Here is a 25,793-nt window from a genome sequence, read left to right on the forward strand (position 1 = left end):
TCGTTCTAAAGCGCGGCATGGAAATGCGAAACTCCGGCGGCAGCGCCAACGGGACGCTGCTGCTGGTCCGCTTCCACGACGAAGCTGCCGCCAATCGTCGAGTCGCCGGCATGTCCGCGGTCGGGCGCTGGGCGGCGCGCGCGCGCGAAGCGGGGTTCGGCAGGGTCGCAATCGAAGTGCCGGACGCGGCTGCGTGGCCGCCGGCGACCCGCGACGACCTGCGCCGCATCGGGTTGCCGGGTGGCATCGCGGCGGTGGAACCCGGCGCGCCGTTACCCGTCGATGTGCGGGTGGTGGACGGCCGCTTCCTCGTCGATGCTACGGCTCTTCGTGCGGGCGAGGCGCCGCTTGCCGGGCAGATCATCGATCTCGACCAGCCCGCCCAAGCGGCGCGTCGCATCGTGCGGGCGACTGCCAAACCTTCGGACGGCATCGTCTCGCGTCGGATCAACCGTCCGGTGTCGCAGGCGATCACGCAGGCGCTGCTCGCGGTCGCGCCGAACATCCGCCCGTCGCACATGACGCTCGCGGTCGCCGCGGTTGCGATCGTGATGGTGCTGGCGCTGATGACCGGCAGCCCGAGCGGGTTGATCTGGGGCGGCGTGCTGTTCCAGGTGGCTAGCGTGCTCGATGGCGTCGACGGCGAGATCGCACGCGCCAGCTATCGCAGCTCTCAGACTGGCGCGGTGCTCGACACCCGCGTCGATATGCTGACCAACATCGGCTATTTCGTCGGCGTCTCTTATGCGCTGACCCGCATCTATGGCGGGCATCAGGCAATCGTCGGCGGCACCGCGGTGCTGTTCGCACTGACGGGGCTCGGCGTCACCGCCTGGCTACTCAAAAAGCTCGGCCGACCCGGCAGCTTCGACGTGGTGAAGCTCTATTACCGCGCGCGCTTCCCCGGCGGCTGGCAGAAGTTCGTGACCGATACCCTGGTGGCAATGACCAGCCGCGACTTCTTCGCCTTCGCGCTCGGCGTGGTGATCGTGCTCGGCTTCGGCTGGGCGGTGTCCTGGCTGCTGCTCGGCTTCACCGCGACCTACCTGTTCTTCGTCCTGTGTGCCGTGCCCGGTGTGCTGCGCACGGCGCCGCCGGTCAGGGGTATTTCAGCCTGACGTTCGTCTCCATGTTCGTGCGCGGGGCGTTGAACCGCACCGCGCGGAAGGCGGGCAGACTGAACATCGTCCGAGCGTTGTTGGAAAAGCCATAGCCCTCGGCGGGCAGGCCGATGCCCTTGCGCTTCAGCTTACGGTCGGCATCCTCGTCATGATAGACGGCCAGCGCGTAGACGCCCGGCTTTGGCAGGTGGATGCAGGCGCGGGTCGTTCCCGCATTCGCCGGAACGCGCCCAACATACAGCGAGCCGCGCTTGGCCAGAAACTTCGACTTGTCGTCTGCATAGAGCGTGACCGCGATCAGCCCATTGCCGTTGCGGACGTTGCTGACATTGACGAACAGCCGGGTCTGAGAGGCGGGCCCGGTGCAACCGGCGTCCTGCGCCTGCGCACGCTGGGTGAGTGCGGCAAAGGCGGTGGCGAGGAGAAGGGCGAGCAGAGGTAGACGCATTGTGGAAGGCCTTGCGGGAAGGATGGTTTGGTGCCCGGTCGGGACGCGGGTCGCAACCGCCCTTGCACCATCGCCCCTTGGCGGGACATGAACGCTTCCGTGACTTTCCCCATCGACGCCGTCCGCGCCCGTTTCCCGGCGCTCGATCCCCATGGCCTCGAGCGTGCGTTCTTCGACGCGCCCGGCGGGACACAGGTCTGCGAACCGGCGATCGAGCGGATGGCCGCCCATTTGCGGGACGGAACGGCGAACAGCGGCGGCGCATTCGCGACCTCGCGCGTCACCGATGCGCTGAGCGCCCAAGCGCATGCGGCGATCGCCGACCTGCTCGGCGGCCGTGCGGAGGAGATCGCGTTTGGGCCGAACATGACGTCGCTGACGCTGGCGGCGTCGCGCGCCCTGGCGCGCGACTGGACGCAAGGCGACAATCTGATCCTCACCCGGCTGGACCATGACGCCAATGTCGCGCCCTGGCTGGAGGCCGCGGCGGACAAGGCGGTGGAGGTGCGCTGGCTGGATTTCTCGCCGGAAACGGGACTGCTGGATTACGACGCGCTCCCAGGCCTGATCGATGCGCGGACGCGCGTGGTGGCGGTGGGCGCGGCGAGCAACGCGCTCGGTACGCTCAACAATGTGCCGGCAATCGTGTCGGTGGCGCGCGCGCGATGGGAGGCGCTGGTCTATGTGGATGCGGTGCAATCGGTGCCGCATGTGGTGACCGACGTGGCGGCGCTCGGCTGCGACTTCCTCGCCTGCTCGCCCTACAAGTTCTTCGGTCCGCACCAGGGTGTGTTGTGGGGCCGCGCGGAGGCATGGGAACGGCTGCGCGCGTACAAGGTTCGTCCGGCCGGCAACCGGGGCGGGCACCGGCTGGAGACCGGAACGCCGTCGTTCGAGGGGCAGGCCGGCGTACTCGGCACGGTCGAGTATCTGGACTGGTTGGGCGGAGAAACGGCGCCGCAAGCAAGCAGTCGCCGCGCACGCCTGATTGCAGCGATGGAGGCGAGTACAGCGTACGAGCGCGGGCTCGGCGAGCGGCTGCTCGCTGGATTGGCTGAGATCGAGGGGCTGCGGCTATACGGCCCGCCGACGATGGACGGGCGAGTGCCGACCTTCGCCTTCACGCTTGCCGGTCACCGTCCCGATGCCGTGGCGGCGCACCTGGCCCAGCGCCACCTGTTCGCCTGGTCCGGGCACTTCTACGCGGTCGAGGTGATCCGGCGGCTCGGACTGGAGGAGGCGGGTGGTCTCGTGCGGGTCGGCCTTTGCCACTATAGCGCCGCGCATGAGATCGAACGGCTGATCGCCGCGCTGAAGGAGCTCTAAATGCCGCACTATGGCGACTACCAGAACCTGATCTACGGTGCGGGGCTGCAGGGCGTCGTGCCGCGCGTGCCGGTGGACTTCGCGACGCTGGAGGCGCGCGCCACCGCCGCCATGCCGCCGCAAGTCCTCACCTATGTCCAGGGCGGCTGCGGCGATGAGCATACGCAGCGGCGTAACGCCGACGCGTTCCATCATTGGGGCATGGTGCCGCGGATGATGGTCGATGCGCGTCAGCGCGACCTGTCGATCGAGCTGTTCGGTTGCAAGCTGCCCTCGCCCCTGTTCATGGCGCCGATCGGGGTGACGGGCATCTGCACGCAGGATGGGCATGGCGACCTCGCCGCCGCGCGCGCCTCGGCCATGACCGGCGTGCCGCTTTGCGCGTCGACACTGTCGAACGATTCGCTTGAGGACGTGAAGAAGGCGTGCGGCGACACACCGGCGTTTTTCCAGCTTTATACCCCCAAGGACCGCGACACGGCGGCAAGCCTGATCGGCCGTGCCGAGGCGGCCGGGTACGCCGCGCTGGTGGTGACGCTGGATACCTGGGTCACCGGTTGGCGGCCGCGCGACCTCAACGTCGCCAATTTCCCGCAGCTGCGCGGGCATGTGCTGTCCAACTATTTCGTCGATCCCGCCTTCCGCAAGCTGCTCAAGCAGCCGCCGAACGAGAACCCGGCGGCGGCGATCGCGACCTGGGGCGCGACCTTCGGCAAGGTGCTGACCTGGGACGACATGGTCTGGCTGAAGGCGGCCACCAAGATGCCGATCGTGCTCAAGGGCATCTGCCATCCCGACGACGCGCGCCGCGCCGTCGATGCGGGGGCGGACGCGATCTACTGCTCGAACCACGGCGGACGGCAGGCGAATGGCGGCATCGCAGCGATCGACATGCTCCCGGACGTGGTCGCGGCGGCGGGGAGTACGCCGGTGCTGTTCGACTCCGGCATCCGGTCGGGCACCGATATGGTCAAGGCGCTGGCGCTCGGCGCGCGCGCGGTGGGAGTGGGGCGGCCGTATAGCTATGGACTGGCGCTCGACGGCGACGCCGGCTGCGCGCATGTCCTCAAATGCATGTTGGCCGAGGCAGACCTGCTGATGGCGGTCAACGGCTATCCCACCGTCGCCACCGTTCGCGAGGCCGGCGCGATACGGGTCTGACCACACGCGCGGGCCCGGACCCCGCACAGGCAGGGCCCGGACCGTCGCTGTCAGGCCAGATCAGGAAGCGTCGGAGCTGGTCACCCTGGCGTCCTGCCGCGTCGGCAACCGGCCGGCGAGCCGCCGATAGGTCGCCAATGCCTGCCCCACCACCTGGTCCATATTGTAGTATTTGTAGGTGGCGAGCCGCCCGACGAAGCTGACCTTCGGCTCCGCGTCAGCCAGTGCCTCGTACTTCTTGTACAGCGCCGCCGCGGCGGCATTGGGGATCGGGTAATAGGGATCGCCGGTGGCGCTGGAGAATTCGTAGCTGACGCTGGTCTGCTTGTGCCGCTGCCCGGTCAGGTGCTTGTACTCGGTGATGCGCGTGTAGGGCGTGTCCTCCAGCGGATAGTTGACCACCGCTACCGGCTGGAACTGCTCGCGGTCGTGCGTCTCGTGCCGGAAGGTCAGGCAACGGTAGGGCAGCGGCCCGAAACGATGGTCGAAATATTCGTCGACCGGACCGGTGAAGATGGTGTGCCCCACCGTCACCCGGCTCGCCACGTCACGGAAATCGACGCCCAGCTCTATGTCGATGAGTGGATGGTCGAGCATGTTCTCGAACATGCGCGTATAGCCGTCGAGCGGCATCGCCTGGAACTTGTCGGTGAAATAGCGGTCGTCGGTGTTGGTGCGCGTCGGCACTCGCGCGGTGACGGTGCGATCGAGCTCCGACGGATCCATGCCCCATTGCTTGCGGGTATAGCCGCGGAAGAAGGTCTCGTAGAGCTCGCGCCCGACCGCGGCGACGACGACATCCTCCGAGGTCTTGATCTCCGCCACCGGCTCTGCCCGCGAGGCGAGGTACGCGGCCGCCTGAGCGTCGTCCTGCAAATCCAGGTCATAGAGCTTGTTGAGCGTGGTCCGGTTGATCGGCACCGGCAGCAGCTTGTCGCGCACCTGCGCCAGCACGCGGTGTTCATAGGGCCGCCACTTGGTGAACTTCGACAGATAGTCCCACACGTCCTGGCTGTTGGTGTGGAAGATGTGCGGGCCATAGCGGTGGATCAGGATGCCGGCGGCGTCCTGCTCGTCATAGGCGTTGCCGGCGACATGATCGCGGCGGTCGATCAGCAGCACGCGCTGACCGGATTGCGTTGCCAGCCGTTCCGCCAGCACCGAACCCGCGAAGCCCGCGCCGACCACCAGCACGTCGTAATCGGGCGTTGCGTTGCCCGCGCGGATGGCTGGCGCGGCCGCCGACTTGCGGCGGGCGAGCGCCGCGCCGATCAGCGCGTCCATCGCGGCCTGCGTCTTGTCCCAGCTGGTCTGCGCCAGCACCGTGTCCGCGGCCTTCAGCCACGCGCCCTGGCGAGGCAGCGCGAGCGCCGCATCGCAGGCGGCGACGAACTGGTCAGGGGTGGCGGCGATCTTCACCGCATCGAGCCGGCCATAGTCGGCGACGACATCGGCGATCGGGGTCGAGACCACCGGCTTGCCCCCGGCGAGGTATTCGGGCGTCTTGGTCGGGCTGATATAACGCGTCGCCTCGTTCATCGCGAACGGCATCAGCGCCACGTCCCAGCCGCCCAGATATTGCGGCAACTCGTCATAGCCGCGACCACCCAGCCAGTGGATGTTGGCGCGGCGGGGCAGCTGGCCCGCGTCGATCTTCACCACCGGGCCGATCATCACGATCTGCCAGTCGGGCCGCGCGGCCGCGACTGCGTCGATCAGGCCGAGGTCGAGGCGCTCGTCGATGACGCCGTAATAGCCCAGCCGCGGGCGCGGCAGGTCGCGCTGGTCGGCGGGCTCCTCCGTCGCGCAACGGGCATGGGCGAAATGCTCGGCCTCGATTGAAGACGGGAAGGCATGGACATTGTCGTGACGACGCCGCTTCGCCTCGTACAGGCTGCGACCGCCGGTGAAGACCACGTCCGCCGACGCCAGTAGCGCGGACTCGCGCTGCACCAGCAGCGGGTCGGCGTGGGCGAAGGCGGACAGCTCGTCCATGCAGTCATAGACCACCGCCGCCGTATTGAGGTGGCGCGCCCAGCCCCACATCATCGGCGTGTAGAACCAGGCCACCGGCGCTTCGGGTACCGACGTCGCGACGAACTGATCGAGCAGGCGCTTCAGCCCTGCTTCCTTTTCTTCCAGGCTCCATGCAGTCGGCAGGCGCGGGCGCAAGGCGATGACACCATCGTCGGGAAAATGATGATGTTCCAGATAGGGGAGCGCATGATCGGAGCCGATCGGCTCTTCCCAGAAGAATACCCGTCGTCCTCGCGCGAACCGCCGCATCAGGTGCTGTGGCCTCTGCGTGACGAAATCCCAGCGCAAATGGGAGAAGCAGAGCAAGGTGGCGGAACGGACGAGCGTCTGGGGCGTCGGCTTCACATGGGGCTCCGGCTGGAGGAAAGGGTTCGCAATCGCAACATGAACCCCAGCTAAACGCCGGATCGGTGATTTGGCCCAATGCATGTTTACGCAAGTTATAGTGATGCAAGCGATTTAATCGCGCCACACACTTTCACAGTGTCCAGCGATCCTGAATAGTCGAAGCCGCCGGAGGGGCCGAGCGCCTTGCCGGCGGTGGTCGTTCACCGCAGGCGCACCACCATCAGGTCGATCGTCATGGCACGGCTGCTGGTCACCTGTAGCATGTGTCGCCCGCGCCGCAGATCGAAATCGACCTGCTTGCGAACGGACGAACAGGCGGGGCCATGCCCATGGGCGACCGAGGCTACGACCTTGCCGTCGGCGACCACGTCGACCCACGCTGCCGCGGTCAGCGCCACCCGATAGCGGCCGGCCGCCGGCACTTCGAAGGCGACAAGCCCGCTGCTTGTGTCGGTTGGCGCTGGCTTCCCGGGAGGAACGGGCAAGGAGACCGCATCCGCGGAGCTCAGCGTCAGGTGCGCGCCCTTGCCGATCGTCAAGTCGCCGGCGGCGGCCGTCGATCGCCCTGCGACGGCTGGGGTCGCGGGGGACCAGCCTTTCAGTTCGGAGGGAATGACCGGGGTACAGGCGGCGGCACTCTGGAGGAGCATCAGGGAAGCAAGCAGCATGCATCGGTTCTTGCGCTGTCGGCCGGGCCGGGGCAAGCGCGGCCCGACCCTCCCCGGGCCCACCGGCTGCGCATTCTCCCGCGCGGCGACGAAGCCGTATGGAGTGAAGACATGATCGAGATCGCGGGGCTGAAGGTCGCCGAGCCTCTCGCGCGGTTCATCGCCGACGAGGCGTTGCCGGGGACGGGACTGGACGCGGATGCGTTCTGGGAGGGCGTGGCCGGGCTGTTCGCGCGCTTCGTGCCCGACAACCGGAGGCTGCTAGCGCGGCGTGACGAATTGCAGGTCCAGGTTGACGGGCGTTACCAGGCGGGCGGCGCGGTGGACGAGGCGTTCCTGCGCTCTATCGGCTATCTAGTCGAGGAACCGGCGCCCTTTCAGGTCTCGCCCACAAACGTGGACGACGAGGTCGCGCGGATCGCCGGGCCGCAGCTGGTCGTGCCGGTGCTCAACTCGCGCTTCCTGCTCAACGCCGCCAATGCGCGGTGGGGGAGCCTGTATGACGCGCTGTACGGCACCGACGCGCTGGGGTCGCCCAACCCTGGTGGTCCCTACGACAAGGCACGAGGCGACCAGGTTATCGGCTGGGCGAAGGCGTTCCTTGACGATGCGGTGCCGCTGGCGACCGGGAGCTGGGTGGCTTGGACCAGCGGCGAGCCGGTGCTAGCGGACCCGGCGCAGCTGGTCGGGCGCGCGGGCGACAACCTCCTGTTCCGCCACAACGGCCTCCACATCGAAGTGGTGATCGACCGCACCCACCCGATCGGCCGCGACGATCCGGCCGGCATCGCCGATGTGGTGCTCGAGTCCGCGATCACCACCATCGTCGATCTGGAGGATTCGGTCGCGGCGGTCGATGCCGAGGACAAGGTCGCCGCCTATCGCAACTGGCTCGGCGTGATGCGCGGCGACCTGGCCGACAGCTTCGACAAGGGCGGTCGCACCGTCACCCGCGCGCTGAACGAGGACCGCCGCTACACGGCGCCCGACGGCGGCGAGCTGATCCTGCCGGGCCGCGCGCTGATGTTCGTGCGCAATGTCGGCCACCTGATGACGACCCCGGCAGTATTGCTGACGGACGGCAGCGAGGCACCGGAAGGTATCCTCGACGCGATCGTCACCAGCCTCTGCGGGCTCCATGATCTGAAGGGTGCGGGCAAGTTCAAGAACAGCCGCGCCGGGTCGATCTACATCGTCAAGCCAAAGATGCACGGGCCGGACGAAGCGGCGTTCACGAACCGGCTGTTCGATGCGGTGGAAGACCTGCTCGGGCTTGACCGCCACACGATCAAAGTCGGCGTAATGGACGAGGAGCGGCGCACGTCCGCCAATCTCGCCGCCTGCATCCAGGCGGTGCGCGAGCGGATCGTGTTCATCAACACCGGCTTCCTCGACCGCACCGGCGACGAGATGCACACCGCGATGCGGGCGGGCCCGATGATCCGCAAGGCGGAGATGAAGACCACTAGCTGGATCCAGTCCTACGAGAACCGCAACGTCCAGATCGGCCTTGCCTGCGGCCTCGCCGGCAAGGCGCAGATCGGCAAGGGCATGTGGGCCGCGCCCGACATGATGGCGGACATGCTGGCGCAGAAGATCGCGCACCCGCAGACCGGCGCCACCACCGCCTGGGTGCCGAGCCCGACGGCGGCGACGCTGCACGCGACGCACTATCACCGCGTCGACGTCCATGCGCGCCAGCAGGCGCGCCCCGCCGAGCCGGTGGCGCCGCTTGCGGACCTGTTGAGCGTGCCGATCGCCACCGGCCGCAACTGGCAGCCCGATGAAGTGCGCGAGGAGCTCGACAACAACGCGCAAGGAATCCTCGGCTATGTTGTGCGCTGGATCGACCAGGGCGTCGGCTGTTCCAAGGTGCCCGACATCCACGACGTCGGCCTGATGGAGGACCGCGCGACGCTGCGCATCTCGTCGCAACACCTCGCCAACTGGCTACTTCACGGCGTCGCCACGAAGGACGAGGTGGACGCGGCGTTCACGCGCATGGCGGCGAAGGTCGATGCGCAGAATGCGGGCGATCCGCTGTACCGCAAGCTCACGCCCGACAGTCTGGCGATGCAGGCGGCAAAGGCGCTGGTGTTTGAGGGCGTGGATCAGCCCAACGGCTACACCGAACCGCTGCTGCACCGGTTTCGGCAGCAGGCGAAGGCGCAAGGCTGATGCCCCTCTATCAGATCGCCGGCCAGCAGCCGACCGTCCACCCTTCCGCATGGATCGCGCCATCAGCCGACCTGATCGGCGACGTCCATCTGGGCGGGGGGGCGTCGGTCTGGTTCGGGGCCGTGATCCGCGCCGACAACACGCCCATCCTGGTCGGTGCGCGCTCCAACATCCAGGAGGGCGCGATGCTGCATTCGGACCCCGGCACGCCGCTGACGGTCGGCGAGGGCTGCACGGTGGGGCACCATGCCATTCTCCATGGCTGTACGCTGGGCGCCAATGTGCTGGTCGGGATGGGCGCAACGGTGCTCAATCGGGCGATGATCGGCGAGGATTGCCTGGTCGGCGCCGGCGCGCTGGTCACGGAGGGCAAGACCTTTCCAGCCGGGCACCTGATCGTCGGCGCACCGGCGCGGGCCGTCCGCCCGCTGGACCCCGCCGCGATCGCCGCACTCCAAATGTCGGCGGCGCATTACGCGGCCAAAGCGCGCGAATATGCCGCGGCGCTGGTCAGGGTCGATTAACGCGAGGAACCGCACCGCACCGGCACAGTTCTGCGACATTCGCCGTTTAGGGGCGCTCGCTTACAGGGTCGGAGTTGGTTCAATGCGTCGGTGGATGTTCCTGGTCGCGGTCGCGATCCCTGCGGTCGCGACCGCCCAACAAAGCGCGACGGCGCCCGCCGCGCCGGCGCCGCAGCAGACCCCGGCCGGCGAGGAGCCGGTCTCCGACGAGCCCGAGATCATCGTGCGGGGCACGCGCGGTCTGCCGGGCGCGGTGATCGGCGACATCCCGCCGGAGGAACAGCTCGGCCCCGCCGACATCCGCTCCTATGGCGTCAACTCGGTCGCGGAGCTGTTGAACGAGCTCGCGCCGCAGACGCGGTCCGGACGCGGGCAGGGCGGGCAGCCCGTGGTGCTGCTGAACGGTCGCCGCATTTCCGGCTTTGCCGAAATCCGCGATCTGCCGACCGAGGCGATCGCCCGCGTCGACATCCTGCCTGAGGAGGTGGCGCTCAAATACGGCTACCGCGCCGACCAGCGGGTGGTGAACTTCGTCCTCCGCCAGCGTTTCCGGGCGCTGACCGCTGAGGCTGGCGCCCGCGTGACGACGCAGGGCGACCGTTTCCAGCCTGAGGTCGAGCTGGATCTGCTCAATATCCGTCGCGACCAGCGGTTCAACCTCCACAGCAGCTATCGCCAGAGCGACCTGCTGCTCGAATCCCAGCGCGGTATCCTATCCAATCCCAGTGCCTTTTCACTGCAGGGCAATGTCATCGGTGTGAATGGCGGGGCCATTCCCGGCCTGGGCACGTCTACCATCGCTGGGGTGCCGAGCGGCGCGGCGACGCTGGCCGCGTTTGCCACGACGGGTGCGACGTCGACGGACGCGGGTCCGTTCCGCTCGCTCCTGGGCCAGAGCCGCAGCTTTTCCACCAACGCGAGCTATGCGCGCAACATCTTCGGCAGTATCGGCGCGACGATCAACGGCCGGATCGAGGCGACCACCGGCCGCTCGCTGCAAGGTCTGCCGACCGTGTCGCTGGCGCTGCCCGCGGGTAATCCGTTTTCGCCCTTCAGCGGTCCCGTGCTGGTCCAGCGCGCCGTCGGCGACGAGCCGCTGACGCAGCGTTCGGCGAGCATCACCAGCCGGCTGGGCGCGACGTTCAACGGCGACGTCGGCCGTTGGCGCTGGTCGCTGATCGGCGGGTACGACCGGGTCGACAGCCGCACCACGACCGACGCCGGCGTCGATGCGTCCGGCTTCCAGGCGCGGCTCAACGCGGGCGATCCGACCGCCAATCCGTTCGGCGCGCTCGCCCTGCAGCGGCTTGCGGACAACCGTGCCACCTCGACCAGCCAGGTCGCGAACCTCGATGCGCAGGCGAGCGGCACGCTGTTCCGCCTGCCCGCCGGCGAGATCGTCACCAGCGTCGCGGTCGGCGCCGACATGATCGACTTCGCCAGCCGCTCCACGCGCGCCGGCGTAACCCAGCGTGGCGAGGTCTCGCGCGACAGTGCCAGCGGCCGGATCAACCTGGACCTGCCGGTGACCAGCAGGAACCAGGACTTCGGTGGCGCGATCGGCAACCTTTCGCTCAACCTGAACGGCGCGGTCGAGCAGCTGTCGGACTTCGGTACGCTGACGACGCTCGGCTATGGCGCGAACTGGGCGCCGATCGAGGCGGTGCGCTTTATCGGCTCGGTGACCCACCAGGACGGCGCGCCGACCCCGCAGCAACTGGGTAATCCCCAGATCGTCACGCCCAACGTCCGGCTGTTCGACTTCGTCAACGGCACCACCGCCAATGTGACAACGATCAGCGGCGGCAATCCCACCCTGCGCGGCTTCTCGACGCATACCACCAAGCTGGGTGTCACCATCCGCCCTTCCAAGTCGCGCGACCTGACGTTGATCGCCAACTATGTCTCCGCGCGGGTGAACGATCCGGTGGCCGGCTTCCCGGCGGCGACGGCCGAGATCGCAGGCGCGTTTCCGGGTCGTTTCACTCGCGACGCGGGCGGGCAGTTGCTGCGCGTCGACACCCGGCCGGTGAACTTCGCGCGTACAGAGCGGTCCGAGCTGCGCTACGGGTTCAACTTCTCGGTGCCGATCAAGTCGGAGATCCAGAAGCAGGTCGAGGCGTTCCGCGCCGGCACCGGGCCGAACCCGTTCGCTGGCTTGCGACCGCCGGGTGGGCGAGGAGGAGCGGAGCAGGGTGCCGGCACGCCTGGCATCCCCGGACAGCCCGGCGCGGCGCCGGCAGGGACGCCCCCGGCGGCAGGCGTGGCACCGGCAGAGGGCAGGCGCGGCGGTCAAGGTGGCGCGGGCGGCGGCGGGCGCGGCTTCGGCGGCGGCTTTGGAGGTGGCGGCGGTGGCCGTGGCTTTGGCGGGGGCGGCGGCCCAGGCGGCGGCGGGCGGCTGCAGTTCGCGCTCTACCATACCTGGCACTTCACCGATGAGGTGCTGATCGCGCCAGGCGGACCGCGGCTGGACCTGCTCGACGGCGACGCGATCGGCTCCAGCGGCGGCCAGCCGCGCCACGAGCTGGAGGGACAGGCGGGGTATTCCAACAACGGGCTGGGGGCACGGCTGTCGGTCAACTTCCGCAGTGCGACAGAGGTCCAAGGCGGCACCGCCGCGCGGCCGACAGGCTTGCGGTTCGGATCGCTGACCACGGCGAACCTGCGTCTCTTCGCGGATCTCGGCCAGCGGCTCGACCTCGTCCGCAAGCATCCGTGGCTGCGCGGGACCCGGGTCGCGCTAGGCGTCGAGAACATCTTCGATTCGCGTCAGCGGGTGCTCGATGCGACGGGCGCTACGCCGATCAACTACCAGCCCGACCTGCTCGACCCGCTCGGCCGAACGGTGCGATTGTCTATCCGGAAGCTCTTCTTCTAAGACCGTCCAAGAGAGGGGCGGCATGACCCAGAAGGCGATCTTCATCACGGGCGGGGCATCGGGCATCGGACTGGCGACGGCGCGGCTGTTCGCTGGGCGGGGCTGGCGCGTCGGGCTGGCGGATGTCAACGAGGCGGCGCTGGCGACGATCGGGATTGCCGGCGCGAAGACCTATCGCATGGATGTGCGCGACCGCAAGGCATGGACGTCCGCGCTCGACGAGTTCACCGGCGGCGGCGGGCTCGACGTGCTGTTCAACAATGCCGGGATCGGATCGGGCGGGCCGCTCGCAGAGGCAGCGTTCGACGAGCTCGACCGGGTAGTGGCGATCAATTTCGGCGGCGTGCTCAACGGCGCGCGGATCGGGCATGCGTATCTGAAGCGCGCCGGCGGGTGCCTGCTCAACACCGCGTCCGCGTCGGCGATCTATGGCTCGGCGGGGCTGGCGACCTATTCGGCGACCAAGTTCGCGGTGCGGGCACTGACAGAGGCGCTCGACGGCGAGTGGCATGGCGACGGCATCCGCGTGCGCGCGATCGTGCCCGGCTTCATCGACACGCCGCTGCTGCGGGAGCCGGTATCGGGCAGCAATCGCTCGATCCGCGAGACGGTGACCGAGGCCGGGCTGGAGCTGACCGGCGTCGACGCGGTCGCGCAGGCAGCGTGGGATGCGGTGCACGGCGACCGCGTCCATACCTATATTGGCCCTACCGCCAAGCGCATGGCCTTTGCCGCGCGCTGGCTGCCCGGGCGGATGCGCAAGATGATGCGGCGGGGGTTTGGGTCGCAATAGCCCGCGGGAGATCGCTGCATGGAGCGGTCGTCAGCGGGTCGCGGAGCGGGAGTCGACATCGGCCCGTACGATAAAGGCCATCACGTTCGATGCGTACCAGCTCACACGATCAAGCTCGGATTTCGGAAATGACATGAGGACGTCGCGATCGCGGTAGAACATCGTGATGCCGCACTTCAGAGCCTGCTGAGGGCAGTCGATCATCTTGATGACCGAGCTCCCGGCGTGGCTTGGCACCGCGCGGTAATGTGCATCGTGGAATCTGCCGGGCTTGATCACTTCCCGACCCGATCGATCAAAAGACGCTTCCGAGGGTGGCCGGTAAGATATCGCGTCGAAGCCGTCGATGAAGTCGGCGAGGCTAATGCCAATGGCGGCGGTGTCCCCGATAAGCATCTCCCGCGTCAGCGCGGGACCGCGAGGGCGCGTCATGGACGAGGGGCTCAGCAGGTTCGACGATATGCTGACCTGGACAACCTGCGCCTCGCCTACCGTCTGCCTGTTCGGGCAGTTTGCCGGCCAGCCGGGTCGCAGTGACGGATAGGCGAACGCCAGCCGGACTTGGATTTGAGGGCCACCGTCGAGGTTGGGTGCAAGCGTGTAGTATGTCGCCGGCAACCGGAACCGAAGCGGCGGGGCGGAGGTGATCCGGTATCGCTCGTCACCATCAGCTCTGCGATCGGCGTAGTCGAACAACGCCGTTTCAACGAGATCCCAGTTGCAGCTCGCCCCGTTGCCCGGGAAGCCGGCGACCGGGACGATGAGGGATCGATCTCGCTTGCAGCTTGCCAGAAACGCCAGACAGGCGGTCGGCAAGGCGAAGAGGCACAGCAGCCGGCCCGTCCTTGGCCCCAACGCAGATCGGTTCATACTCCCACCGGCTCCAGCGAGGATGACCCTAGTCCCCCAGGATGCCGTCGATCGCCTCCGCCAGCTCGACGTCGCGGTGGCTGAGGCCGCCGGCATCGTGGGTGGTGAGCAGGACTTCCACCCGGTTCCAGACGTTGGTCCATTCGGGATGATGGTCCGCCTTTTCGGCGATCAGCGCGACCTGGGTCATGAAGCCGAACGCTTCCGCGAAGTCGGTGAACACGATGTTGCGGCGGATCGCGTCGCGCGCTTCGTCATAGTCCCAGTCGGGCAGGCCATCGAGCGCCTCGGCGCGCTCGGTCTCGTTCAAAGCTTCGATCGGGGCCTCGATCATGTTTAGGCTCCTTGGGATTGGCGGACGGGCACGGTAAGGCGGGGCATGACGATGGGGCAAGCACCGAGTGCGCAAGCGATCGAGCGCGTCGCCCGCGCCACGATCGACCGCCTGCCCGCGCAGTTCCGCGCGCACCTCGGCGACGTCGTGTTGCTGGTCGAGGAATGGGCGGACGACGAGACGCTGAGCAGCCTCGGCATCGAGCACCCGCTCGACCTGACCGGCCTGTACCATGGCCGGCCGGTGGGGGAGAAATCGTCGCTGGAATCGGGCGCGATGCCCGACCGCATCCACCTGTACCGGCAGGCGATCCTGTCCGAATGGTGCGAGACGGGGGTGCGGCTCGATGATCTGGTCGCGCATGTCACGATCCATGAGATCGGGCATCATTTCGGGCTTTCGGACGCGGACATGCACGCGCTGGAAGATGCGGTGGGCGATTGACCCTGCTCGCGTTCGGCGGCGTCGCGCTGGCACGCGGCGGGCGGGTGCTGGCCGACGGGCTCGGCTTCGCGCTCGGCCCCGGCGAGGCGATGGTGGTGACGGGGCCGAACGGGGTCGGCAAGTCGACGCTGATCCGGGTCGCGGCCGGGCTGCTGGCGCCCGCGGCCGGACGGGTGGTGCGCGACGGGCGGGTCGCGCTGCTGGGCGAGGGCCATGCGCTCGACCCGGAGCGGCCGCTGGCGGACGCGCTGGGGTTCTGGGCCGGGCTCGACGGCGGTGGCGCGGAGCTGGCGGCGGTGGGACTGGGCGGGCTCGGCGAGGTGCCGGTGCGGTTGTTGTCGACGGGGCAGCGGCGGCGCGCGGGGCTGGCGCGGGTGGTGGCGAGCGGGGCGGCGGTGTGGTTGCTGGATGAGCCTGCGAATGGGCTGGATGCCGACGGTGTGGGGTTGCTGGAGGGGTTGATCGCGGGACATCGGGCTGTGGGTGGGGCGGTCGTGGTGGCCACGCACCAGCCGTTGCGGGTGCCCGATGCCGCATCCTTGCTCCTCTCCGGCGAAGGCGGGAGCCCAGGCGCCGTGCATTCGGAGGAGAGTGCGCCCCTTACTACTGAGCAGCCCGACGCTGGACCCCGGCCTTCGCCGGGGAAGATATAGGGTGCTCAGGGCGCTCATCCTCCGCGACCTGCGCCGGGCGTGGGGATCGGGCAGCGTGCTGTGGCCGGTTGCGTTCTTCCTGCTGGTGGCGACGCTGTTTCCGTTCGCGATCGGACCGGATGGCGCCCTGCTGGCACGGGTCGGCGGCGGGGTGGTGTGGACGGCGGCGCTGCTGGCGGCGTTGCTGCCGGTCGAACGGCTGGTCGCGCCGGACCTGGAGGCGGGCGTGATCGACCAGCTGCTGGTGCGCGAAGTGCCGCTGGTGCTGGTCGCGGCGGCGAAGCTGGTCGCGCATTGGCTCGGCTTCGCGTTGCCGCTGATGCTGGCCGCACCGGTGGCGGCGGCGCTGTTCGGCATGTCGGCCGACGTGCTGCTGCGGGTCGAGCTGGGGCTGCTGATCGGGACGCCGGGGCTGGCGGCGCTGGGCGTGGCGACGGGGGCGCTGGTCGCGGGCCTGCGCGGTGCTGGCGCGGTGGCGGGGCTGGTGATGCTGCCGCTGGCGGTGCCGCTGCTGATCTTTGGCGGCGGCATGGTCGCCATGAACCTTGGCGGTGGCGCAGGCGCGGTGAAGCTGCTCGCGGCGACCAGCCTGCTGCTGTGCGCGGGTGCCCCGTTCGTGGCGGCGGCGGCGATCCGGGCAGGGATGGACTAACGCAAGTTTAGGGAAAGTTTGGGGTTAAACGCATTTGCGTGGCGGCGGCGAAGTTGTCGAAGTTGGCGGCATCGCGCACCATTCGTGGCCCGCGCGGTCGGATGGGGTTCGAACGGTGGGGCAGAGTTGAGAAAGAGCAGGCGGCGGGTCTGTCAGGTCCCCGGCTTGTAGGACAGCCTTATCGCGACCAGCGCGCCCAGATCGCGGTCGGTAGCACCAGCCCGCGCGCCTCTTCGCGGACGCCTAGCTCTCCCGCCTCGACGGTGCCGGGCAGGTCGGCGAGCGCCTGGCGCAGCATCTCGCCGATCGCGAGCGCGGACATGCGCACGGCGTAGACCGTCAAGAACAGGAAGCGCGAGTCGGCGTCCAGCAGCTGGCGGCAACCGGCGACGAGCGCGGGGAGATGTTCCTCCAGCCGCCACACCTCGCCTTCGGGGCCACGGCCGAATTTGGGCGGATCGAGCAGGATGCCGTCGTAGCGCCGCCCGCGCCGCCCCTCTCGGGCGACGAACTTGGCGGCGTCGTCGACCAGCCAGCGGACCGGGGACTCGGCCAGGCCGGAGAGGCGGGCGTTGCCGCGCGCGGCCTCGACCGACTTCTTGGACGCATCGACATGGGTGACGCGCGCGCCGGCGGCGGCGAGCGCGAGGCTGCCGACGCCGGTGTAGCCGAACAGGTTGAGGCATTCGGGGGTGCTCCCCTCCCGCAAGCGGCAGGGGGAGAGATGCGCGCCCTCCCGAAACCGGGAGGGGGATGCGAGCCGCTCGCGCATCCAGGTCCAGACGGGCGCCATGTCGGGGAAGAAGCCCAAGTGGCGGAACGGCGTCGCCTGCGCGGTGAATCGCACATCGTCCCACGCCAGCGGCCAGCCGTCGCGGGAGACGGGCTTGTCGAAGCGCCACTTGCCGCCGCCGTCCTCGTCGGAGCCGGGGACGAACTCCGCGTCCGCTTGCCAACCGGCGGTGGCGGGGGACCACAGCGCCTGCGGCTCTGGGCGGATGAAGCGGTGGGGCCCGTAGCGTTCCAGTTTGCGGCCGTCGCCGGAGTCGACGAGGCCGTAATCGGGCCAGGATTCGCCGATCAGGGTGTGAAGCTGCACTTGCTTATCGTTCGTGCTGAGCGAAGTCGAAGCACCTTCGCCTGTGCCCTTCGACTTCGCTAAGGGCGAACGGAAGTTGTGCGGCAGCCATAGTCATCGCGCCGCATGCTCCGCGACATAGCCGGTCACCGCCGCGAACGTCGCGGGCAGCGTGGCGTAGCGTTCCGCTCGTTCGTGCAGGTCGCCGACGCGGCCGGGCAGGGCCGCGCGGACGCCGGTGGCGCGCTCCACCGTGTCGCCGAACTTGGCCGGGTGCGCGGTCGCCAGCGTCACCACCGGCACGTCGAGCCCGGCGCGCCGGGCGGCGGCAAGTGCCACGCCGGTGTGCGGGTCGATCACCTGGCCGGCGCGCTCGTGCGCCCAGCGCATCGCGGTCATCATGTCATCGGCGCGGACCGCGTCGCTGGTGAGCAGCGCCGCCGCGCCGGCGTGCTGGGTCGGTGTCAGGCGCATCGCGTGGGTGCGCTCGAACCCCGCCATCTGCGCGGCGAGGGCGGTGCCGTCGCGGTCGCCGAGATCGTAGAGCAGGCGCTCGAAATTGGACGACACCTGGATATCCATCGAGGGCGTCGCGGTCTGTTGCACTGCTCCCCGCGCATAATGGCCCTGGCCGAGTGCACGATGGAGGATGTCGTTGACGTTGGTGGCGACGATCAGCCGCGCGACCGGCAACCCCATCCTGGCCGCGACATAGCCTGCGAACACGTCGCCGAAATTGCCGGTCGGCACCGAAAAGGCGACGCTGCGCCCGGGCGCGCCGAGGCGGACGGCGGCATAGAAATAATAGACGATCTGCGCGGCCAGCCGCGCCCAGTTGATCGAATTGACCGCCGACAGCCGGAAACGGTCTGCAAAGGCGGCGTCGTTGAACATCGCCTTCACCAGCGCCTGCGCATCGTCGAAATTGCCCTCCACCGCGATGTTGTGGATGTTGGGCGCGCTGACGGTGGTCATCTGCCGGCGCTGCACCTCCGTGACGCGGCCGAGCGGGTGGAGCATGAACACCTCGACGCCGGCTCGCCCGGCGAGCGCGTCGATCGCGGCGGAGCCGGTGTCGCCGCTGGTCGCGCCGATCACGGTGAGCGGGCGAGTGCTGCCGGTCAGGAACCGTTCGAAAAACAGGCCGAGCAGCTGCAGCGCGACATCCTTGAAGGCGAGCGTCGGGCCGTGGAACAGCTCCAGCAGCCACTGGTCATGGTCGATCTGGACCAGCGGCGTGACCGCGGCATGGGCGAAGCGGCCATAGGCTTGTTCGCACAGCCGCAGCAGCTCGTCGGCGGGAATGCTGTCGGCGACGAAGGGGGCGAGCACACGCGCTGCGGTCTGCGGGTAGGAGAGGCCGGCAAGTGCCGCAATCTCGTCCTGGCTCCAGCGTGGCCAGGCGTCGGGAACGTAGAGGCCGCCATCGGGGGCGAGGCCCGCCAGCGTCGCCTGGGCGAAGTCGAGCGCCGGAGCGGCGCCGCGGGTGCTGACATAGCGCATGGCGGCGGGCGGTAGCGGGCCGAAGGAGCAGGAGCAAGCGGAGCAACTCGGCGCGCTTACCCGAGCGTTTGCCGGGGAGGGACGTCAGCCCGACGCTGTTGGACGCCGCCGCAGCGCCAGCGCATAGATGATGGCCGCCACAAGGGCAAAGAAGAACCACTGGCCCGCATAGGCGAGGTGGTTGTTGGGCAGGCTCTCGACGCCGGGCGCGCGGTTGGGGGCGAGACCCGCGACCGGCGGGTCGGCGACCAGCATGGGTGGCGCGGGCGTCTTGTCCCACAGCCCGGCGAGCATCGAGCGCGTGTCGGGGGCCTGACCGATGAAGCCCGACACCGCCCCGCCCGCCCAGCGCACCTGCGTCTTGGCATCGCGCGTGGTGCCGAGCTGGACCAGCGGCTCCCCGCCTGCGTTGCATCGCGCGATGGCGCGGTACCCCGATCCGCCCGCGCCGACGAGGCTGATGGCGACCGGTGGGACGCAGCGCGCGGCCGAGCGCCGGAACAGCAGCGCCTCGTCAGATTTGGTGGGAAACGCCACCTTAGGGAGGGTTGGATTGGCCGCGAGCTGGGCGAGAAACGCCTCCTTGCGCGGCAGCCGGTCGAGCAGCTGCCACAGCCCCAGCGCGATCATGGTGGCGATCGCAAGGGTGACGACGATCGTCGGCAGGATCGGGATGCGCCTCATGCCAGCCAACTTGCGGCGTCGCTGACGGACGCCGCCAAAGCCCGCTCAGCCGCCGTGGATCGGCGCGCCCCAGCCGCCCCAGACATAGACGGTGACGAACAGGAACAGCCACACCACGTCGACGAAATGCCAGTACCAGGCCGCCGCCTCGAAGCCGAAATGCTGCTTGGGCGTGAAGTGGCCCTTATAGGCACGCACCAGGCAAACGATCAGGAAGATCGTGCCGACGAGCACATGGAAGCCGTGAAAGCCGGTCGCCATGAAGAACGACGCGCCATAGTTGATGCCCTTGAACGGGAAGGGCGCGTGAGCATACTCATACGCCTGGATGGCGGTGAAGATCGCGCCCAGGATCACCGTCAGCCACAGCCCCTTGAGCACGCCGTCGCGGTCGCCGACGCCGATCAGGCCCCAAGCCCCGCGCTTCTCGCCGCCGCGCTGGTTGTGGATCAGCGCGTGGTGCGCCCAGGTGACGGTGGTGCCGGACGTGAGCAGGATCAGCGTGTTGAGCAGCGGCAGCTCGAAGGCGTTGATGACCTCCAGCCCCTTGGGCGGCCATTGCGCCGCGGCGGCGGCGGCCCCTTCGGTGACGCGCTCGACCTGGCCGTCGACAAAGGTCATCGCGGTGGGGAACAGCGAGAAGTCGAAGAACGCCCAGAACCAGCCGACGAAGAACATGACCTCCGACGCGATGAACAGGATCATCCCGTAGCGCATGTGGAGCTGCACCACGGGGGTGTGGTCGCCCTTGTGCGCCTCGTCGACGACCTTGGCCCACCAGCTGTACATGCAGGCGAGCACCGCGACGGTGCCGGCGATGAACAGCCAGCCGCCGCCATTGGGCTTGCCGACATGGCCGCCGTGCATCCACATGATCGCGCCGGTCGCCATCAGCAGCGCCGCGAACGCTGACACGATCGGCACCGCGTCGGGCGGCAGGATGTGGTAATCGTGGTTCTTGGCGCCGGCCATGCTTGCGTTCCCGGTAAGCGTTAGGCGTCAGCCCCTAGCGCGAGGCCAACTGCGAATCCACCGGGTAAAATGTGTAGGACAGCGTGATGGTTGCGACGTCGCGCGCGTCGGGATCGTCCATGATCGCCGGGTCGACATAGAAGATCACCGGCATGCGCTGCGTCTCGCCGGGCTGCAGCGTCTGTTCGGAGAAGCAGAAGCACTGGATCTTGGTGAAATATTTGCCCGCCTCGCTGGGCGTGACGTTGAAGGTGGCGGTGCCGGTCAACGGCCGCGCAGAGGTGTTGGTGGCGCGGAAGAACGCCATGTCGCGGGCGCCGATCGCCACCGTTTCGGACTGGACCTCCGGCCGGAACTTCCAGGCGAGCTTCTGGACATTGGCGTCGAAGGCGACGCGGATCTGCCGGTCGGTGGCACCTGGTGCGGCGGTGCCGCGCTGGGTGGTGCCGTTAAGTCCGGTCACCTGGCAGAACAGCCGGTAGAGCGGTACGCTCGCCCAGGCGAGGCCGGTCATGAAGCAGACGAACAGCACCGCCAGGGCGGCCGTGCGGGTGGTGCGGGTCATGCCCAAGATCATCCGTGGCCGCCGGTAATCTTCGCCATCGCGATCAGGAAAGTGAGCAGCGCGAACGCGCCCAGCAGCAGCGCCAGGATGAGGTTGCGGCTGCGCTGCCGGCGGCGGACCAGATCTTCGTCGATCATGCATATATCCAGCGGTCAACCACCAGCGCGCCGAACATCACGAACAGGTAGAGAATGGAAAAGGAGAAGAGCTGCTTTTCAGGCTTCATCGTGTCGCCCGGCGCCGATGCGCGGGTCGCGACGTGGAGCGCCAGCAGCGCGAACACCCCCGTCATCGTCACCGCCACCGCGCCATAGACGAAGCCAGCCAGCCCCAGCGGCCAGGGCGCCACCGCCGCGATCGCCATCGGGATGGTGTAGAGGCCGATCTGCACCCGCGTCGCGCGCTCGCCGGCGACCACGGGCAGCATCGGCACACCTGCATTGGCATAGTCGATCTTCACGAACAGCGCGAGCGCCCAGAAATGCGGCGGCGTCCACAGAAAGACGAGCAGGAACAGCAGGATCGGCAGGATCGTGACGTCGCCGGTCGCCGCCGCCCAGCCGATCACCGGCGGGAACGCGCCCGCAGCACCGCCGATGACGATGTTCTGTGGCGTCCGGCGCTTCAGCCAGACGGTGTAGATCAGGACATAGAAGAGGATCGATCCCGCGAGGATCGCGGCCGCGAGCCAGTTGACCGCGACGCCCATCAGCACGACCGAGAAGACGCTCAGGCCGACGCCGAAATGCAGCGCCGACTGCGCGTCCATGCGCCCGGCAGGCAGCGGACGCTGCGCGGTGCGGCGCATCACCGCGTCGATATCGGCCTCATACCACTGATTGAGCGCCCCCGCGGCCCCGGCGCCGATCGCAATGCACAGAATGGCGGTGAAGGCGAGGACCGGCGCGATCTGGGTCGGTGCCGCCAGCATCCCGCACAGGCCGGTGAAAACGACCAGCGTCATCACCCGCGGCTTGGTCAACGCCAGCAGGTCGCGCCAATCGGCGGGCGGCAGCAGGGGGGTGGCGACGGTCACGGGTGCGCATATAGTTGCGGTAAGGTGCGGGGGGAAGCTCTCAGCCGGGAACGGCGACCGGCATCGGATGGTCCGCGGGAGCGATGACGGCGTTTCGGTACCGAGTGGGCAGGTCCACCCACTCTTTCAGCGTGCGCGGCTGATCGACCTCCGCCAGGCCGACGTCCGGCCATTCGTCACGAGAGGGAAAGTGAGCGGTGCCGAACAGCCGGTCCCACAGCGTCGTGAACGCCCCGAAATTCTTGTCGAAATGCCGCTCCTCGAGCGAATGGTGGATGCGGTGGAAGTTGTTGTCGGCGAAGAGGATCCGCAACGGCCCAAGATTGATCCGGGTGGGTGAGTGGATCCAGACGATGTGCAGGTACAGGATCAAGCTGACGAACGGCAGCGCCGGCCCGACATCACAGATCACCAGCGTCGTCGGAATGGCGAGCAGAAGCCCGATCACGGTTTCGCTGATGTGGTGATAGGAATTGACGGCGGTCAGATCGCGTACCGAATGGTGTACCGCATGGTACCGCCACAGCCAGCGATGCTGGATGCGATGGTAGCAGTAGAAGAAGAAGTCGTTCACGGTCGCCGCCAGCACCACGGCGATCAGGGCCGCGAGCGGGCCAGCCCAGGCAAGTCCGGAAAACACCGGCAAATTCACCAAGGGCATGATCCCATAGGCCTTGGTCATTGCAACCGCCGCGGTCGCGATCACCGCGGACGCCGCGATCGAGACGGTCCAATAGGCCATGCCGGCAGCCCGCTGGCGCAAGCCGATCCGTTCGCGCGCATTGAGCAGCTCAAAGACGGTCAGCACGACCGCGACCGTCACCCAGCCGAAGAGTCCGCGTTGTAATGTCGCGAGGACCGAAGCCAGGAATTCCATCGGGTCATGTTAGGCGGGCATCGGCTAAGCGGTAGTTAAAGCGCACCTGCCCGCGCAGCCGCGCCACGAAGAAGGAAGGACGCGAACGTGACGAGGGCGCAATGCCAGTGCGGGCAGCTGTCGGTGGTGGCGGCGGGGCCGAGCCCGGCGGTAGTGGCGTGCCATTGCTCCGCCTGCCAGCGGCGAACCGGATCACCGTTCGGGGTGCTCGCCTATTATCCCGCCGACGCGCTGACGATCGCCGGCCAGGCGACCCGCTATGCGCGGACGGCGGACAGTGGTGCGGCATTCGAGAGCTTCTTCTGCCCGCGCTGCGGCTCTACCGTTTACGCGCGGGCGGCGAAGCATCCTGCGCTGATCGGCGTGGCGGTCGGCGCGTTCGCTGATCCCGGCTACCCGCCGCCGGTCCGCTCGGTCTGGGAGGAAGGCAGGCATGGCTGGGTGGCGATGCCGGATGCTGCCAAGCGGTTCGAGCGTGGGCGCGTTGATTAGTGTCAGACACGACTTGGTGCTGTTAGCCCTCCCCGGCGGACGCCGGGGCCTGAGTCCGCGGCGCGGCCGACTGGGCCCCGGCTTCCGCCGGGGAGGGTGGATCTTCGCCAAACTCAGCCTGCGGACACGCGGCGGATCGCAAAGGCGCGGTCGGCGATGATCGGGGCGGGGGTGAAGCGCAGCGTCTCGCCGACGTTCGCCTCCAGCGTCTCCGTGACGACACCGGCGGCGGTGTCCCAGCCGGTGATCCGATAGCGGCCGGGCGCGAGGCCGGGCACGGTCACGCGCGGCGCGATCGGGGTGGCGCCCGCGTCGATCCGCCCATCGGCCGCCAGTGAGCGGCGGCGGAGCAGCCACACCACCGCCTGCGCGGCGTCGCCACAGGCGAAGTGATGGAAACCGGTGGCGCCGACCGCTTCGCTCAGATTGACCCGCGCGAAGCTCGGCCAGTCTATCAACGGCAGGAAGCCCGCCATCGCATGCTGAGCGCGGCGCATGCCCGGCGTCAGCACATGCGGGTGGCGGTTGGGCCAGCGCATGCCGCCGCCCGCGCCGCCGCTGGCGAGATGGGCCCAGCTCATGTGGCGGAAATACTCGTCGTCAAAAGCTTCCGGCAGCGACCGCTTCTTGTCCTTGAAGCGGTGGATGGGACCGTGCTCGGTATCGAGGAAGGGGCGGCGGTCGGTGATCTCCGCCAGGCAGTCGCGCACCACGTCGCCCATCGCCACCGTGGCCGCGACGGTGTTGCGCGGGTCGTCGATCGCACCATGCCGATAGATGTGGATGGTCGCGAAATCGAGGTCGGGGTGGCGGAATATCGGGCCGGCCATGTCGAGCTCGGGCCGGTGCTGCAGCTCAGGCCCGAACAGCGACACGGTCTGCGGGTGGGTGCGCCCGTACAGCCGCTGCTCTAGCGCCCGGACGTGGTGCGACAGGTCGGCGATGAACTCCGGCCAGCTGTCGACCCGGTCGCCGCCATGCGCGGGGTGGATCTCGTTCCACAGATCCCAGGCGAACAGCGCACCCGAGCCGCCCCACCGCGTCACCATGAAGGTCAGCCGCGCCTTGATCGCCGCGCGCGTCGGGCCGCAGGTCAGCGCCTCTCCCATGTGGCGCAGCGGCCCGCCCTGCGCGGTATTCCACGGGTGATCGCGCCAGCGCAGCCACATCCAGAAGGTGTCGACCGGCGTCAGCAGGATGCGGAGGCCATGCCGCTCGCACAGCGCGAACAGATCGTCCCAGAGCCGCACCATCGCCGGCACATAGACGCCGGTCGGGCGCTCCAGAAAGCGGTGCCGCCCTTGCGCATATTCGACCATCAGCCGCAGGCAGGTGACGCCTTGCGAAGCGAGCCAGACGAGATGGCGGTCGACGGCGGCGAGATCGCGGCGGCGGAACAGGCCGTTCAGCTCCGGCCAGTCGACCGCGTCGTTCTGGCCGATCGGCGTCCAGGGCGCGCCGCCCTCGGTGACGAAATACGGCGCGCCGGGCGCGACGCCGACCCAGGGCAATGCCGCTGCAGAGGCTGGCGCCGACAGAGCTTCCGGGAGAGCGATGACTGGATGCATGGCTGCGAAGAGCGCGCAGGCGCCGGGCGCGTTCCCGGCCTTGACTCAGGTCAGCCTGTTGTCGGTCAGGTGGATGCGTCGTCCGCCGGGAAGAACCGGGCGATCACGCTCTGCCGCAGCCGCGCGGGCCGCAGGGTGGTGGCGTCGAGGCTGCACCAGCTCGACTTGATCTCGGCCAGCACCTCGTCACCGCGGCGGATGATGGTGGCGTAAAAGGCGCGGGCGCCCTGCACCTTTTCGAGCAGCACGGTGGCGATCACGTCGTCGCCCAGGAAGGTCGGCTTGCGATAGGTGATCTCGTGCTTGAGCGCGACCCAGAGATGCTCCGCCACCGCATCCGGCGGAGCGAGCCGCTGCCAGTGGCTGATCACCGCCGCCTGCACCCACTTCAGGTACGAGGCGTTGTTGACATGCCCCATGAAGTCGATGTCCGCGGGGTCGATGCCGACGGGATAATGGTGGGGAATCGCGTTGGGCACGGTCGCACCGTTAGCACGACAAGCCTTGCACTGTCGTGACCGAAGACGTGAACCGCAAAGAAAAGGGCCCCGGATCGCTCCGGAGCCCTCTTGCTCGTCGCCAA

Annotated in this window: 26 protein-coding genes; 11 read left to right on the top strand and 15 right to left on the bottom strand. The window is 68.6% G+C overall.

Going from position 1 to position 25,793, the window contains the following annotated elements; translation table 11 throughout:
- The first annotated feature begins 17 nt into the window (after positions 1-17).
- Complete coding sequence (locus VFQ64_RS14130; RefSeq protein WP_325103983.1) at positions 18-1,118, top strand: CDP-alcohol phosphatidyltransferase family protein; 1,101 nt, start codon at positions 18-20, stop codon at positions 1,116-1,118.
- On the opposite strand, the gene VFQ64_RS14135 is transcribed toward VFQ64_RS14130, so the two are convergent.
- Positions 1,099-1,569: a DUF2141 domain-containing protein gene (locus tag VFQ64_RS14135; protein WP_325103984.1), complete on the bottom strand. Its 471-nt coding sequence runs from the start codon at positions 1,567-1,569 to the stop codon at positions 1,099-1,101. The two genes, VFQ64_RS14130 and VFQ64_RS14135, sit on opposite strands and share 20 nt — an antisense overlap.
- A gap of 99 nt (positions 1,570-1,668) precedes the next feature.
- Here VFQ64_RS14135 and VFQ64_RS14140 point away from each other — a divergent pair, with 99 nt between their 5' ends.
- Together VFQ64_RS14140 and VFQ64_RS14145 are read left to right on the top strand one after the other, a co-directional pair.
- Positions 1,669-2,895: a cysteine desulfurase-like protein gene (locus VFQ64_RS14140; protein WP_325103985.1), complete on the top strand. Its 1,227-nt coding sequence runs from the start codon at positions 1,669-1,671 to the stop codon at positions 2,893-2,895.
- On the top strand, positions 2,896-4,056 hold the full coding sequence (locus VFQ64_RS14145) for an alpha-hydroxy-acid oxidizing protein (protein ID WP_325103986.1): 1,161 nt from the start codon (positions 2,896-2,898) through the stop codon (positions 4,054-4,056).
- Between the two features lie 60 nt (positions 4,057-4,116).
- On the opposite strand, the gene glf is transcribed toward VFQ64_RS14145, so the two are convergent.
- Both glf and VFQ64_RS14155 read right to left on the bottom strand, forming a co-directional pair.
- Complete coding sequence (gene glf / locus VFQ64_RS14150) at positions 4,117-6,438, bottom strand: UDP-galactopyranose mutase (RefSeq protein WP_325103987.1); 2,322 nt, start codon at positions 6,436-6,438, stop codon at positions 4,117-4,119.
- A 203-nt stretch (positions 6,439-6,641) separates the two neighbouring features.
- Positions 6,642-7,109 (bottom strand): hypothetical protein, encoded by a 468-nt coding sequence (locus VFQ64_RS14155; protein ID WP_325103988.1) that lies wholly within the window; start codon positions 7,107-7,109, stop codon positions 6,642-6,644.
- 111 nt (positions 7,110-7,220) lie between these two features.
- Here VFQ64_RS14155 and VFQ64_RS14160 point away from each other — a divergent pair, with 111 nt between their 5' ends.
- The 4 genes from VFQ64_RS14160 (at position 7,221) to VFQ64_RS14175 (ending at position 13,482) form a co-directional block, all read left to right on the top strand.
- Positions 7,221-9,287: a malate synthase G gene (locus VFQ64_RS14160; protein WP_325103989.1), complete on the top strand. Its 2,067-nt coding sequence runs from the start codon at positions 7,221-7,223 to the stop codon at positions 9,285-9,287.
- Positions 9,287-9,811, top strand: a complete 525-nt coding sequence (locus tag VFQ64_RS14165; RefSeq protein WP_325103990.1) for a gamma carbonic anhydrase family protein — start codon at positions 9,287-9,289, stop codon at positions 9,809-9,811. Before VFQ64_RS14160 ends, VFQ64_RS14165 begins: the two co-directional genes overlap by 1 nt.
- Before the next feature lie 82 nt (positions 9,812-9,893).
- Positions 9,894-12,689, top strand: coding sequence for a TonB-dependent receptor (locus VFQ64_RS14170; RefSeq protein WP_325103991.1), 2,796 nt, complete (start codon positions 9,894-9,896; stop codon positions 12,687-12,689).
- A gap of 22 nt (positions 12,690-12,711) precedes the next feature.
- A complete protein-coding gene (locus tag VFQ64_RS14175) occupies positions 12,712-13,482 on the top strand; it encodes an SDR family oxidoreductase (RefSeq protein ID WP_325103992.1) in 771 nt (256 codons plus the stop codon).
- A 30-nt stretch (positions 13,483-13,512) separates the two neighbouring features.
- Here the strand turns inward: VFQ64_RS14175 and VFQ64_RS14180 are convergent, their stop codons facing one another.
- Positions 13,513-14,352 (bottom strand): hypothetical protein, encoded by an 840-nt coding sequence (locus VFQ64_RS14180; RefSeq protein WP_325103993.1) that lies wholly within the window; start codon positions 14,350-14,352, stop codon positions 13,513-13,515.
- Positions 14,353-14,380: 28 nt separating this feature from the next.
- Positions 14,381-14,686 (bottom strand): 4a-hydroxytetrahydrobiopterin dehydratase, encoded by a 306-nt coding sequence (locus VFQ64_RS14185; protein WP_325103994.1) that lies wholly within the window; start codon positions 14,684-14,686, stop codon positions 14,381-14,383.
- Positions 14,687-14,731: 45 nt separating this feature from the next.
- Here VFQ64_RS14185 and VFQ64_RS14190 point away from each other — a divergent pair, with 45 nt between their 5' ends.
- The 3 genes from VFQ64_RS14190 to VFQ64_RS14200 are packed head-to-tail and all read left to right on the top strand — an operon-like array spanning position 14,732 to position 16,435.
- Positions 14,732-15,130 carry a metallopeptidase family protein gene (locus VFQ64_RS14190; protein ID WP_325103995.1) on the top strand — a complete coding sequence of 133 codons (399 nt, stop codon included), beginning with the start codon at positions 14,732-14,734 and terminating at the stop codon, positions 15,128-15,130.
- Positions 15,127-15,783: a heme ABC exporter ATP-binding protein CcmA gene (gene ccmA, locus VFQ64_RS14195; protein ID WP_325103996.1), complete on the top strand. Its 657-nt coding sequence runs from the start codon at positions 15,127-15,129 to the stop codon at positions 15,781-15,783. Before VFQ64_RS14190 ends, ccmA begins: the two co-directional genes overlap by 4 nt.
- A gap of 1 nt (position 15,784) precedes the next feature.
- Positions 15,785-16,435 (top strand): heme exporter protein CcmB, encoded by a 651-nt coding sequence (locus VFQ64_RS14200; protein WP_325103997.1) that lies wholly within the window; start codon positions 15,785-15,787, stop codon positions 16,433-16,435.
- A 178-nt stretch (positions 16,436-16,613) separates the two neighbouring features.
- Here VFQ64_RS14200 and VFQ64_RS14205 read toward each other — a convergent pair whose 3' ends face one another.
- The 8 genes from VFQ64_RS14205 to VFQ64_RS14240 form a co-directional block, all read right to left on the bottom strand.
- The gene (locus VFQ64_RS14205; protein ID WP_325103998.1) at positions 16,614-17,534 is read right to left on the bottom strand and encodes a class I SAM-dependent methyltransferase; all 921 of its coding nucleotides are present in this window, start codon (positions 17,532-17,534) and stop codon (positions 16,614-16,616) included.
- Between the two features lie 93 nt (positions 17,535-17,627).
- Entirely contained in the window at positions 17,628-19,016 is a 1,389-nt protein-coding gene (thrC, locus tag VFQ64_RS14210) for a threonine synthase (protein ID WP_325103999.1), read from the bottom strand.
- Between the two features lie 84 nt (positions 19,017-19,100).
- Positions 19,101-19,700: an SURF1 family cytochrome oxidase biogenesis protein gene (locus tag VFQ64_RS14215; protein ID WP_325104000.1), complete on the bottom strand. Its 600-nt coding sequence runs from the start codon at positions 19,698-19,700 to the stop codon at positions 19,101-19,103.
- A gap of 45 nt (positions 19,701-19,745) precedes the next feature.
- A complete protein-coding gene (locus tag VFQ64_RS14220; protein WP_325104001.1) occupies positions 19,746-20,672 on the bottom strand; it encodes a cytochrome c oxidase subunit 3 in 927 nt (308 codons plus the stop codon).
- Positions 20,673-20,706: 34 nt separating this feature from the next.
- Positions 20,707-21,237: a cytochrome c oxidase assembly protein gene (locus VFQ64_RS14225; protein WP_325104002.1), complete on the bottom strand. Its 531-nt coding sequence runs from the start codon at positions 21,235-21,237 to the stop codon at positions 20,707-20,709.
- A gap of 8 nt (positions 21,238-21,245) precedes the next feature.
- A complete protein-coding gene (locus VFQ64_RS14230) occupies positions 21,246-21,374 on the bottom strand; it encodes a hypothetical protein (RefSeq protein WP_325104003.1) in 129 nt (42 codons plus the stop codon).
- The gene (locus VFQ64_RS14235) at positions 21,371-22,273 is read right to left on the bottom strand and encodes a heme o synthase (protein WP_325104004.1); all 903 of its coding nucleotides are present in this window, start codon (positions 22,271-22,273) and stop codon (positions 21,371-21,373) included. The genes VFQ64_RS14230 and VFQ64_RS14235 overlap by 4 nt, the downstream gene beginning before the upstream one ends.
- Before the next feature lie 40 nt (positions 22,274-22,313).
- The gene (locus tag VFQ64_RS14240; RefSeq protein WP_325104005.1) at positions 22,314-23,150 is read right to left on the bottom strand and encodes a sterol desaturase family protein; all 837 of its coding nucleotides are present in this window, start codon (positions 23,148-23,150) and stop codon (positions 22,314-22,316) included.
- A gap of 87 nt (positions 23,151-23,237) precedes the next feature.
- Between VFQ64_RS14240 and VFQ64_RS14245 the strand changes: the two genes are divergently transcribed.
- Complete coding sequence (locus VFQ64_RS14245) at positions 23,238-23,642, top strand: GFA family protein (protein ID WP_325104006.1); 405 nt, start codon at positions 23,238-23,240, stop codon at positions 23,640-23,642.
- A gap of 113 nt (positions 23,643-23,755) precedes the next feature.
- Here the strand turns inward: VFQ64_RS14245 and VFQ64_RS14250 are convergent, their stop codons facing one another.
- The gene (locus VFQ64_RS14250; RefSeq protein ID WP_325104007.1) at positions 23,756-25,153 is read right to left on the bottom strand and encodes a hypothetical protein; all 1,398 of its coding nucleotides are present in this window, start codon (positions 25,151-25,153) and stop codon (positions 23,756-23,758) included.
- Between the two features lie 122 nt (positions 25,154-25,275).
- Entirely contained in the window at positions 25,276-25,689 is a 414-nt protein-coding gene (locus tag VFQ64_RS14255; protein ID WP_325104008.1) for a thioesterase family protein, read from the bottom strand.
- Between the last annotated feature and the right edge of the window lie 104 nt (positions 25,690-25,793).

It is taken from the genome of Sphingomonas sp. (assembly GCF_035714405.1).
Classification (GTDB): domain Bacteria; phylum Pseudomonadota; class Alphaproteobacteria; order Sphingomonadales; family Sphingomonadaceae; genus Sphingomonas.

Coding starts and splice junctions, on each gene's coding strand:
- VFQ64_RS14180 (WP_325103993.1), bottom strand. CDS start 14,352: ATGAACCGATCTGCGTTGGGGCCAAGGACGGGCCGGCTGCTGTGCCTC.
- thrC (WP_325103999.1), bottom strand. CDS start 19,016: ATGCGCTATGTCAGCACCCGCGGCGCCGCTCCGGCGCTCGACTTCGCC.
- VFQ64_RS14155 (WP_325103988.1), bottom strand. CDS start 7,109: ATGCTGCTTGCTTCCCTGATGCTCCTCCAGAGTGCCGCCGCCTGTACC.
- VFQ64_RS14135 (WP_325103984.1), bottom strand. CDS start 1,569: ATGCGTCTACCTCTGCTCGCCCTTCTCCTCGCCACCGCCTTTGCCGCA.
- VFQ64_RS14215 (WP_325104000.1), bottom strand. CDS start 19,700: ATGAGGCGCATCCCGATCCTGCCGACGATCGTCGTCACCCTTGCGATC.
- VFQ64_RS14220 (WP_325104001.1), bottom strand. CDS start 20,672: ATGGCCGGCGCCAAGAACCACGATTACCACATCCTGCCGCCCGACGCG.
- VFQ64_RS14240 (WP_325104005.1), bottom strand. CDS start 23,150: ATGGAATTCCTGGCTTCGGTCCTCGCGACATTACAACGCGGACTCTTC.
- VFQ64_RS14130 (WP_325103983.1), top strand. CDS start 18: ATGGAAATGCGAAACTCCGGCGGCAGCGCCAACGGGACGCTGCTGCTG.
- VFQ64_RS14170 (WP_325103991.1), top strand. CDS start 9,894: ATGCGTCGGTGGATGTTCCTGGTCGCGGTCGCGATCCCTGCGGTCGCG.
- VFQ64_RS14185 (WP_325103994.1), bottom strand. CDS start 14,686: ATGATCGAGGCCCCGATCGAAGCTTTGAACGAGACCGAGCGCGCCGAG.
- VFQ64_RS14160 (WP_325103989.1), top strand. CDS start 7,221: ATGATCGAGATCGCGGGGCTGAAGGTCGCCGAGCCTCTCGCGCGGTTC.
- VFQ64_RS14230 (WP_325104003.1), bottom strand. CDS start 21,374: ATGATCGACGAAGATCTGGTCCGCCGCCGGCAGCGCAGCCGCAACCTC.
- VFQ64_RS14145 (WP_325103986.1), top strand. CDS start 2,896: ATGCCGCACTATGGCGACTACCAGAACCTGATCTACGGTGCGGGGCTG.
- VFQ64_RS14225 (WP_325104002.1), bottom strand. CDS start 21,237: ATGACCCGCACCACCCGCACGGCCGCCCTGGCGGTGCTGTTCGTCTGC.
- VFQ64_RS14175 (WP_325103992.1), top strand. CDS start 12,712: ATGACCCAGAAGGCGATCTTCATCACGGGCGGGGCATCGGGCATCGGA.
- VFQ64_RS14190 (WP_325103995.1), top strand. CDS start 14,732: ATGACGATGGGGCAAGCACCGAGTGCGCAAGCGATCGAGCGCGTCGCC.
- VFQ64_RS14165 (WP_325103990.1), top strand. CDS start 9,287: ATGCCCCTCTATCAGATCGCCGGCCAGCAGCCGACCGTCCACCCTTCC.